Source organism: Mesorhizobium sp. M0598 (genome assembly GCF_040320865.1).
Classification (GTDB): Bacteria; Pseudomonadota; Alphaproteobacteria; order Rhizobiales; family Rhizobiaceae; genus Mesorhizobium.
In genome coordinates this window covers 1-9,396 of the sequence record NZ_JAMYQL010000072.1, presented here as the reverse complement: position 1 = coordinate 9,396, position 9,396 = coordinate 1, and the positions used below count along the sequence as shown (strand labels likewise).

10 protein-coding genes and 1 pseudogene are annotated in these 9,396 nt (G+C 62.3%); 4 read left to right on the top strand and 7 right to left on the bottom strand.

Annotation, left to right across the window (positions count from 1 at the left end; all coding sequences use genetic code 11):
- Positions 1 to 216 precede the first annotated feature (216 nt).
- A pseudogene (locus NKI59_RS34320) lies at positions 217 to 965 on the top strand (IS5 family transposase).
- On the opposite strand, the gene NKI59_RS34315 reads toward NKI59_RS34320, so the two are convergent.
- From NKI59_RS34315 to NKI59_RS34305, 3 genes are all read right to left on the bottom strand, one after another.
- Complete coding sequence (locus NKI59_RS34315) at positions 953 to 1,678, bottom strand: NAD(P)H-dependent flavin oxidoreductase (protein WP_352708969.1); 726 nt, start codon at positions 1,676 to 1,678, stop codon at positions 953 to 955. The pseudogene NKI59_RS34320 and the gene NKI59_RS34315 overlap by 13 nt on opposite strands.
- Positions 1,679 to 2,334: 656 nt before the next feature.
- Positions 2,335 to 4,575: a relaxase/mobilization nuclease domain-containing protein gene (locus NKI59_RS34310; protein ID WP_352453810.1), complete on the bottom strand. Its 2,241-nt coding sequence runs from the start codon at positions 4,573 to 4,575 to the stop codon at positions 2,335 to 2,337.
- On the bottom strand, positions 4,572 to 4,979 hold the full coding sequence (locus tag NKI59_RS34305; protein ID WP_352708966.1) for a plasmid mobilization protein: 408 nt from the start codon (positions 4,977 to 4,979) through the stop codon (positions 4,572 to 4,574). Before NKI59_RS34305 ends, NKI59_RS34310 begins: the two co-directional genes overlap by 4 nt.
- A gap of 463 nt (positions 4,980 to 5,442) precedes the next feature.
- On the opposite strand from NKI59_RS34305, the gene NKI59_RS34300 reads away from it, so the two are divergent.
- Positions 5,443 to 6,123 carry a nucleotide-binding protein gene (locus tag NKI59_RS34300; protein ID WP_352453812.1) on the top strand — a complete coding sequence of 227 codons (681 nt, stop codon included), beginning with the start codon at positions 5,443 to 5,445 and terminating at the stop codon, positions 6,121 to 6,123.
- Positions 6,120 to 6,530 carry a hypothetical protein gene (locus tag NKI59_RS34295; RefSeq protein ID WP_352453813.1) on the top strand — a complete coding sequence of 137 codons (411 nt, stop codon included), beginning with the start codon at positions 6,120 to 6,122 and terminating at the stop codon, positions 6,528 to 6,530. Before NKI59_RS34300 ends, NKI59_RS34295 begins: the two co-directional genes overlap by 4 nt.
- Positions 6,531 to 6,642: 112 nt before the next feature.
- On the opposite strand, the gene NKI59_RS34290 is transcribed toward NKI59_RS34295, so the two are convergent.
- The gene (locus NKI59_RS34290; protein ID WP_352708963.1) at positions 6,643 to 6,984 is read right to left on the bottom strand and encodes a hypothetical protein; all 342 of its coding nucleotides are present in this window, start codon (positions 6,982 to 6,984) and stop codon (positions 6,643 to 6,645) included.
- A gap of 57 nt (positions 6,985 to 7,041) precedes the next feature.
- Positions 7,042 to 7,365, bottom strand: a complete 324-nt coding sequence (locus NKI59_RS34285) for a DUF736 domain-containing protein (protein ID WP_023803002.1) — start codon at positions 7,363 to 7,365, stop codon at positions 7,042 to 7,044.
- Between the two features lie 263 nt (positions 7,366 to 7,628).
- Between NKI59_RS34285 and NKI59_RS34280 the strand changes: the two genes are divergently transcribed.
- Positions 7,629 to 7,763 (top strand): hypothetical protein, encoded by a 135-nt coding sequence (locus NKI59_RS34280; protein ID WP_352708960.1) that lies wholly within the window; start codon positions 7,629 to 7,631, stop codon positions 7,761 to 7,763.
- A gap of 317 nt (positions 7,764 to 8,080) precedes the next feature.
- On the opposite strand, the gene NKI59_RS34275 is transcribed toward NKI59_RS34280, so the two are convergent.
- The gene (locus NKI59_RS34275; protein ID WP_352708958.1) at positions 8,081 to 8,614 is read right to left on the bottom strand and encodes a hypothetical protein; all 534 of its coding nucleotides are present in this window, start codon (positions 8,612 to 8,614) and stop codon (positions 8,081 to 8,083) included.
- Between the two features lie 229 nt (positions 8,615 to 8,843).
- Positions 8,844 to 9,293, bottom strand: a complete 450-nt coding sequence (locus NKI59_RS34270) for an N-acetyltransferase (RefSeq protein WP_352708955.1) — start codon at positions 9,291 to 9,293, stop codon at positions 8,844 to 8,846.
- Positions 9,294 to 9,396 lie beyond the last annotated feature (103 nt).

Genomic DNA, 9,396 nt, shown 5'->3' with positions numbered 1-9,396 from the left:
TGACAAACCGCTCAGCGGCAGCGCAAGATCGTTCATGGTGGGTGTGGTCTCCGGGAAATGGTTCGGATCGGCTTAAGCAACCAAATCCTACGTCATTTCAACGGCTTGCGCCACATCCACCAACCCCCATGAATTTTTCAGGCTAGGATCCGGACCCATCAAGGGATTCCACTGACGGTGATTTTATGAGTCACGGTCTCCAAAGGGAGGCCACAGATGAATCGCGATTATTTCTGGCTGACGGAGGGAGCAGGTTTCGCGGCCGCAGGCGCTGCTGCCAACCGACACGCGCGGCAAGCCAAGAATCGATGACCGCCGAGCGATTGGCGGCATCGTCCATGTCCTCAAGTCCGGCGGCCGCTGGGTCGATGCCCCGCAAGTCTACGGGCCGAGAAAGACGCTCTACAATCGCTTTGTCCGATGGGCTGCCAAAGGCGTTTGGGTCGACATCTTCCACGCCCTGGCCTCGGCTGGCGGTCCTCCGGCTGAGGTCCTGATCGACTCTTCGGCCGTGAAGGCGCATCGCTGCGCTTCTGGCGGCAAAGGGGGGAGCAAAATCAGGCGATCGGCCGGTCGCGCGGTGGGCGAACCACGAAGATCCACGCCCTGACCGATGGCCTGTGCCGCCCGATCGCTTTCCTCTTGACCGGTGGCCAGGTCGCCGATTGCAGCGCCGGAGATTTGCTTCTGGAGCAGATGCCCGAGAGCCCGATCCTGCACGCCGACAAGGGCTATGACACCAATGCCATTCGCCACAAGGTCGAGGCTAAAGGGGCGATGCCGAACATTCCGTCGAAAGCCAACCGGCGCTGGAAGAACTGCTTCTCCCCTTCCTCTACCGTGATCGCAACGCCATGTTTGGACGGCTCAAGGATTTCCGCCGCATTGCCACCAGCTACGATCGATCGGCCACTAACTTCCTCGCTGCCGTCTGCCTCGCCGCTACGGTCGGTTACTGGCTGTGACAGTTGTCCTCGACAAACAGAAGCGAACTTGCGCCCTGAAGCAGGGTGATCGCTTCAGAAACGGTGCGAAGGAGTATGTCACTCGCCGGCTCGATGTCGTGGATGAGGCCGGCGGCCTCACCAATCATGATCGCGGCTATCGTGGGATCGCCGCTTGCCCACGCTTCGCGGTAGGCAGCGGACTGCGCGTCAATGTCGGCGAGGAGATGGGCCTCATTGCCGTGCCAGGCTTCCGTAAAAGCATTCTTCCGAACGCGCAGTGAAAACCGCGATGGCCAATCCAGGCGGCGCGCTAGGTCCATCACCGAGGTTCGAACCGTGTCGTCTCCGGTCGCGGCAAGGGCAGCCTGGTGCAGATTTGGATGAACGAGAGCCTCCAACGAGGCCCAGAAACGTGATCCCATCACGACGCCATCAGCGCCAAGCATCAGCGCCGCTGCAAGCCCACGACCATCGGCGATGCCGCCGGCCGCGCAGATGAGCGTGTCCGGCGCCCGTCGCCGTACCAAGTTCGCGACCTCCGGAACAAATGTGAATGTCGCTCGCTTCTCACCGTGACCGCCGGCTTCCGCGCCTTGGGCGACGACAATGTCGGCTCCGGCATCAAGAGCGCGGCGCGCGTCGTCGAGGCTCTGGACCTGGCAGATCAAGGGGACCCCGGCGGCCCGTATTGCCGGCGAAAAAGGCGCCGGGTCGCCAAAGGATAGGAAAATCGCACTTGGTCGCCGCTCCAGGGCCTTATCGAGTAGGCGCGGGTTCCTGGCGAGTGACCAAGTTATGAAGCCGCAGCCGACAGGTCGGTTGCCAGATCGCTCGAACTCTCGCGTCAGCCAATCAGCGTCGCCATAGCCGCCGCCGATAAGCCCAAGCCCTCCGGCTGAACTGACCGCACCTGCGAGTTCCCCGCCCGATACGCGCTGATGATCGGATGCTGCAGTTTAAGCCGATCAGTGAGACGGGTTACGATGCGCATCATCACTCCAATAGATTGCCTTGAGTATCGCAGGTTCGGTTGATCCTATCGAGCCCCGCTCAGCGCCCGCGACTAACGGCAACCAGAGCCGCCAGCGCAGTCGACCGACGGTTATGAGTCCGGACCCTAACCCATCAGCAAACTTACGACCGGGCTTTGAGCCCGTCACCGATCGATCCTATGGCGCTGCGGTTACCTGGACCGACCTGAAACCAGCCTGTCCCAGCCTTAGCTTCAGTCCATCCAGCAATGCGGCACGAAGCAGATTTCAAGATCATGCGCGGCGTGAGATCTGCGTGGCCATCATCCTGAACCTCGTAGGCGCCAAATGGGCCTCGGCACATGAGGTCACTAACACTCTCGGTCTCTTTAGCCGCAGGCGGCAGTGAGCTCGGCTCAGCGCTCGTAATCGTTATCATTTGAGCGCTGGGTCTTGCGGTCCTGCTCTTCCGACTGCCGTGCCTTCTGTTTGTTGGCGTCCTTCTGCTTGGCTGCCACCTTCTCCTGCTCGGTGCCGGTGCGCGGCTGCTCCGGCTCGCGGGGATCGTCCCGAGTTGGAAGGTCTCGCCCTCGCGGCTCGCGCTCGGGGATCGGCTCGCCACCGCCACCACCACGACGCTGCTGCCGCTCGAATTGCAGCCGCGCGAGACGGTCGTGCATCTTGTCGTTCACCTCTTCACGATACTGTTCGAACTGTCCTTGATGCGCCGGCGGCAGCGTCTCGCGCATGTTGTCCAGAGCCTGATTGACGCGGGCCATCTGACGCCGCATTTCCAAGGGGGTCTGCGCCATGTCCAAATCTCCTATCAGTGCATTCAATTCTCTCATACCGGGATGGGACAGGAAAGACTTTTGCCCCGATTGATCAGCTCCGCGACCCGCGGCAGGACCTGGCTGCTGTCCCTCCCCTGTCCGATCGCGACGGAACCGCAGAAAATTGTTGCCGATCGACTCCGCTGCCGTGAGAGCCTGACCGACTATGCCCGCGGTCCGCATCGTCGTCACAGTCTTTTGCCATGCGGCAGCGATTGCATCGCCGTTCACGACTAGGGATTGTCCATCCAAACGGCGTTGCCGCTTGGCCTCCACTCGCTCGATCGTCCTGGCGCTGACCTGATAGCGCGGATCGCTCTGGGCGCGGCTATAAGCCCCGGCATGCTCCTTCGTGAACGGACGCGTCATCGCATGGTCCATGCGCCGCGTCGCCACCATCGCAATGCCGTTCTCGCGTGCTTTTTCCGCAAAGGTCTCGCGCCAGGCTGCGAGATCCGGCTTGTAGAATTTCAGGCGCTCGCCGTCGGCTGACCGTGCCTGCACCATTGCATGGATATGGACGTGCTTGGTGTCGTTGTGATGCGCCAGGACGAACTTGTATCCTGGCGCTCGCTCCTCGAGCACGCCGCGCGCCGCGGCCATGACGGCGTTGGCATCGGTGCCGGCTCTTGCCGAGAAAAGCAGGTGATAGGCATTGCGGCGTTCACGCCCCGAAAACTGCGGGCGCCATTGTTCGTACACCGCAGCCGCAGCCTTGGTGGAACTCTTCACCCCAGGCACGGGCTCGCCATTTGCGTGGCGGACGTGGCTGTTGGTGCGGATGAACTTCTGCAGGAAATATTTCGCTTTAGGTTCACGGCTCACGGCCGCCGTTACCTCTGCCTTGGCTACCAGCCCCGCCGCGCCCATTGCTTCGGACAAGCGCGCCTCGATCTTGTCGAGCGCCTTGCTGCGCGAATTTTCCCGACCGCCGGCCAGCACCTTGGCGAGCGGTCCGGCCCGCTCATCGGTGTGCGCGTATACCTGCACCGTCTGTCCATCCTGCGCATAGAGGAACGGTTTTGCACCGAAGGCCTTGTTCAACGCCTCGCTCAAGGCGGCATCGCTGACCTCGCCGGCGAGGTCGAAACGAGCTTCGATAAAATTGGTATTTTCCAAGGGCGGTTCGAACGTTTCGCAAAACGTCTCCAGGAACGCCTTTCGTGCGGCACCTGTCGCAAGCACCTGCCCATCCTCGTCGAAAATCTCGATGTCGTGTTTCTCGCCTTTTTCGTCGTCGCGCTTACCGATGTAATTGAGCAGCCGGGCGGCGGCTTCCTTGGTCGACGGAGGATTGGGCATGACCTTAAACACGGCAGGCTGCGCACCCGCCGCATAGCCTGCCCGTGCCGCCACGGCGCGCGCCCGATAGCCCGCCCGCGCCGCTCGTCCTGTAGCGCTCGCGCGATCGGTACCACGGCCGCCGCCGCCGCGCCGCTTCCAGTCTTCCTCCTCCTCTTCCGGCCGGAAACCGGCGAGCGTGGCGCCATAGACCATGATCGGGGCGCTAGCGGCCCTGGGCAAACTCGCAGCAGCAGTGGACTTCGGTGCCCTGCTCGACATGGAGCTCCCCGCCACTCCTGTCCCTCCCGGCGACGAACGAGGGGCGTTCCTGCCGCCACCTCCCATCGAGCCTGCTTGTCCTTGCCCGAGGCGTCCGCCGCCGCCGGCCCGCTCATGACTGTTCATCGCCTGGAATTCACCGGCCTCGCGTCGGGCGCTCGTCAGAGACTCGTCGTTGTCCAGGTCCTCGCGCTTCGCTCCCGACTCGCCCCGCAGATAGCGTTCGATTTCGGCCGCGTAGCCAGCAAGACGACCGCTCATGGCCTGGCCTCCCTCGCCTTGCGTGACCCGCCAGTCATCGCCTTCAGTTCCTCGCGAAAATGCCGCACCAGGTCTCCCACGGCGATCAGCGCCTGCTCAAGATTCTCGTCAGAAGGAATGCGGCCGTCGTTCATGGCACGCACGGCTTGATTGAAATTGACGCCGACGCGCCGCAGCTGATCAGTCATCTCCACGATCGCCGGCCGCAACGCCTCTGACGCGATAGGCAGATGCCCGGCCTCTGCCCGCACAAGACGCCGCACGACTTCGCTGACGGTCACGCCGTCCCGCTCCGCAATGGCTTTGAGGCTGGCCAGCTCGTCAGCCGAAAACCGGATGTGCGTCACCTCGCCATAGCGTCGTGACGCACTCTTCACCGCGGCTTTCTGGGCGTCTGCATCCATCTCTCAAGCCCGTTGCGGGCGCTAAGGCCCGCCAGGGCTGCGCCGCCTATTTTGTGTGTATCACAAAATAGGCTATCCTGCCAGGAAGAAGCAGAAATGATTGAGGGCGTGTTTTCTCACCAGCGCAGTTGTCGACGGCACAGCCCGACTCAAGCGTCGCAATGTCTCCATCGTGATTTGTTGTGATGTGGCGTTGAAGACTTGTTTCCATGTTAACATGGAAACATCAGGGCGGTCTGCACTCCGGTCAGCCCGGCAGATCATTCCTCGCATGAAGATGGCAACCGCCGCGTTGGTGACTGCACCCTGAACGAGCCCTTATCGGTGCGCGCCTGGGTTGCCAAACCAGTCTTCCCCGTTGACTATGTCACCATGTTTTGACCGTGATATCGTTCCCTGTGTCCATGATGACTTATGTCCTTGTTAACATGGACACAGGGAGCCCACGCCGGAAAGAGGCCCCATGATCATCTCCGCTGCGATCCCCAAGGGCGGCACTGGCAAATCGACGATGCTGCGCGCGCTCGCATCCGTCGCGCTGCATCGGGGCTATTCGGTCACTCTCATCGACGGCGACCGGCGGCAGAACATGAACCGCTGGTTCCAGATGCTGGGTGAGGCTGGCAATCGTCCTGACAGGCTGCAACTGGTGAGCGCGATGACCCCGCAGGAAGTCCTTGACGCCGCAGCCATTCACAACGGTGAGCGCTCCGTCGTATTGATCGATACGGAAGGCACCACAAATGACAACCTCATGGCCGGGCTCTACGCCGCCGACATTGTTGTCGTGCCGGTCTATTTTGCCCTCGACGATGTGACCGCCGCCATCCAGATCACTGACCACTACATCCCGCTGGCGGTCGAGAGCCGGGGTAGACCGCTGCCTGCGATATTCGTGCTGACCAAGCAGACCATCATCGATGGCAGGGCGCGAGCCCTGACCGAACTGCGCGCCATCATCCAGGCCAACGGCACGCCGATTGCAGAACACGTCCTGCACAATCGTGTTGCCTACCGCGATCTTCAGACCGGGCAGACCCTTTACAGCCATGGGGTGCCTGATGCGAAGGCGATTGCCGAGAGCGAAGGGGTCTTCGACGACCTTCTGCAAACCTTCATCGAAGCCACAAGGAACGCGGCATGAGTGAAGAAACCGCACCGAAACCCGGTCACGACAAGAAAGCCCGCATGATGAAGGCGATTTCCACGCAGCCGCCGGCACTGCCGAGCATGTTCATTTCATCGCCGAAGATCGAGGCGCAGAAGCTGGAGCCGAATGTCGGATCGGCGATGTCGCAGACGCCCGAGCCGGCATCGGGTGCAAGCCCTGACTTTCGCAAGCTGCTGCGGCAGGGTCAGAAAAAGGATCCGATAGCCGGCAAGAAGATTCGCGACGAGGAGATGATCCGCTGCGGGTATTACCTGACGGCTGCGGAGCAGCGCCATTTCAAGCTGCTGGCGATCAGCAACGGCCACAGCATGACCGAACTGCTGCGAAAGGCTGTGCAGGATTATATCCGCATTCATAAGCACAAACTGCCGAAGGAATGACCGACGGTATGGAGCCGCTATCGCCTGTTGCGACAGGTGATGTTCGTGGCTCTTGCTATGTGCGAAAAAAGGGCCCGCGACGATACTTCGTCGCGGGCCCTGAGATGTTTGCCTACTTGGATTGGTTGAGGTGTTTCAGCAGTTGACCAAGGAAGTCGTCCCGGTCCGGAAGCGCACTGGCTGCCGCTTTGTCGCCGACCAGCTTTGCCGCCAGTTTGGGCGACAACGGCATGAAGTCGTAGCCGTGTGAGATGGCTGCATGGCGAAGATCGTCAAGCGCTTCGAACGCGCGATCGCGGGTGCCAAGCCAAAGACGGGGCTCGTCGGTTTCCTGGTGCGGGAACGCTTGCAGGAAGTAGGTCCGAAGCGGTGGGTCGTAGCCGATGACAGCGTCTGGATCGGAGTGGCCCTTTCCGGTGACGGTGCCAGTGACAGTGATAGTGTAGCGGCTCATTGCAACCTCCTTTTGCCGGTGGGGAGCCGGCCCCTTGCGGGGCCGGCCACCGATGCCTCACTGGGGGTTGTTCCAGAGGATGACCTTCTTGTTCTCCTCGCCGCCCGGGGCGGGTGCGAGGTTGCCGAAGATGACGCCGATCTCAGGCGCTTCCAGCTTGACGGAGAGGTATTCCTCGCCCGAACGCTGGGAGGTGCGGTGCCAGCCGGCTCCGATCTCGAAGCCAGTGCGCTTGTTGACGATCCGGTAGTCGGGCGCGTCCTCGCGCGACTTGTTGGTGTTCGGGATCAGGGTGATCGGGGCGTTGACCCGGAGCGTGGCAAAGACGCCTTCCATCGAGCCGTCGGCCTTGGTGGTGAGGTTTGCGATCGTGGTGGCCATGGTAGTTCTCCTTCGCTTGCATCGGGACCATTCCCGATGGCGCCAAAGGAGAGGGCCGTCCTGCTGCGGTCATCTCGGCGAAAATTCTGGAAAATTCTATTTGCCTAGAAATAACGGGCAGGCCTTCGCCTTTCCGCAGACAAAAACAGAAATCGAATTTTCCTGAATATTCGCCGAGTGTACCCCCAACGGGGGTTGACCGCACAAAGCAGGCGGTCGTCTACAAAGGCGACATGAAACGGGAATGGCCCCGGATGCGGCAGATGGACAAGAACTCAGGCCGCCATCGCTTGACCGCCGACGCAACGCTGCCGGATCTCAGGAAAAGGCTTACCCCGCCAGCCTCTCGGGTCATCGTCTGCGTCGTCAAATACCTCGAACAGCAGCCTGGCGCGTGAACCGCCTTGCGTGTTCGGCATGGCGGCACAGCGGTTTCGAGTTCGGAACCGACTGGCAGCGAACTTCACGCCCCTCTCGGCGAGGCCTCGCAACCAGGTTGGATGACCAAGTAAGCCAGGATGTTCGGCACGCTTGCACCCGCTTCAGATGCGAGACAGATCAAGATGATCATCTTGCACAACGCCTCGCGGCTCTGCGCGTGGGCCGGTTTTGAGAGAGGCCGGCCCCGGCCGTTTATAAAGTGGAGTTGGGGGGCGGGGCAGGATCAAGCATATCGAATCGGACCCGCCGGGCTGTCAGGGGGACCGCCCGTACATCATCCTGGCAACGCCCGACGCTCGTCCGGCGTCATGCGGGCTTCGGCTTGGCGGCGAATGTCCGGACCGACATGGCGGAGCATGGCGCACCAGTCTTCCACATTGTACGTCGTCGCCATGCTGCCCCTGGCCAGATCGTAAATGACGCACGGCTTGTTCGCGATGGCGAGCCGAAGCACGTTGACGGCCGTCCCGGGTGATGCGCCATCCCAGATCATCATGCCAAAGTCGGCGCGCCGCGCCATCTCCCGGTCTTTGGCAGCGTGGAACCAATACCCGTGAGCGCCTTCAGGAGACGGGACATGGTAGGCAGCCCAGTCGCCCAGATTGTTGCGAGGTTCCTTGCCCGCATGGAAGACCCCGACATGTTCGTAGCCGTAGCCAGCGAGCAGGCCCTGCGCCTCGGCATCGGCCCCAGACGCGTCGCCAATCAGCACGCCGTGCTCTGCAGCGACGATCGCGCCGATGCGAGCGATGGCAGGTTCCGGCAGCTCGAATATCTCGCGTGATCCACCTATGAATATCATCGACATCGTGACTTTCCCTTCTCTCTAGCGCCCCCCGCCCCGCGCCGGCCGCCCTCTCCCTCGCCCCTGCGAGAGGGATCGTCACCCGAAGGCCGAGACGGCGAAAGCCGGCCCGGGGAGCGGCGAGGCGCCGCGACTAGAGCCCGGCCGGCCGTAGGCCGGCGCGCCCGGACCCTGCCGCTGGTGCTCATGCGCTCGATCCAGGAGTGAGCTTCTGGCTGGCCGACAAAAGCCACTAGCTCCACGCGCGTAACGCCTCCGGCACGATCCGACCCTGTTGATCGGACAACTCGCCCTCGACCACCGCGATGCCGGGCAAGGCGTCGGCAGCGGCCCGGTCAAGGACGCGCTGCATCGCTGCGTCGCCGGCGCCGACATCGTGGTGGGCCGCGCGGTGGTGGTGCGGGCGATCGATGACTGATTGTCGCGCGGGAATGAATCCCTGCGGCGGCCGCCGGCCGGTGCGGATGGCGCGCGGTGCGCTGTTTGGCTGGATCACGCCTGGCGCGAGGCCGTAATAGCCGACGACTGCGTCCTGGTCGTGAATGATCTGGACGCGGGTAAACCCGCGGGCCTGGTTCGTTCGGGCGAAGCCGGCCAGCCAGGCGTCGAGCGCGGCTTTGCTGCAATCGAAGCTGCCGAGGCGGTGCGCGTCGTTGAGGAGTTCGATGCCTGAAAGCGCCACCTAGAGCGTCGGACGTTCAGTTTGAATCGCGAGGGATTCCAGTGAGGCGTGGTTCATGATTCACTTCCTGTAGGAGGTGATTTGCCATGCCCAAGCCCTATTC

Bases quoted from the DNA above. Each gene is read 5' to 3' on its own strand.
- NKI59_RS34295 (WP_352453813.1), top strand. From the start codon at position 6,120: ATGAGTGAAGAAACCGCACCGAAACCCGGTCACGACAAGAAAGCCCGC.
- NKI59_RS34300 (WP_352453812.1), top strand. From the start codon at position 5,443: ATGATCATCTCCGCTGCGATCCCCAAGGGCGGCACTGGCAAATCGACG.
- NKI59_RS34275 (WP_352708958.1), bottom strand. From the start codon at position 8,614: ATGTCGATGATATTCATAGGTGGATCACGCGAGATATTCGAGCTGCCG.
- NKI59_RS34280 (WP_352708960.1), top strand. From the start codon at position 7,629: ATGGACAAGAACTCAGGCCGCCATCGCTTGACCGCCGACGCAACGCTG.
- NKI59_RS34305 (WP_352708966.1), bottom strand. From the start codon at position 4,979: ATGGATGCAGACGCCCAGAAAGCCGCGGTGAAGAGTGCGTCACGACGC.
- NKI59_RS34290 (WP_352708963.1), bottom strand. From the start codon at position 6,984: ATGAGCCGCTACACTATCACTGTCACTGGCACCGTCACCGGAAAGGGC.
- NKI59_RS34310 (WP_352453810.1), bottom strand. From the start codon at position 4,575: ATGAGCGGTCGTCTTGCTGGCTACGCGGCCGAAATCGAACGCTATCTG.
- NKI59_RS34285 (WP_023803002.1), bottom strand. From the start codon at position 7,365: ATGGCCACCACGATCGCAAACCTCACCACCAAGGCCGACGGCTCGATG.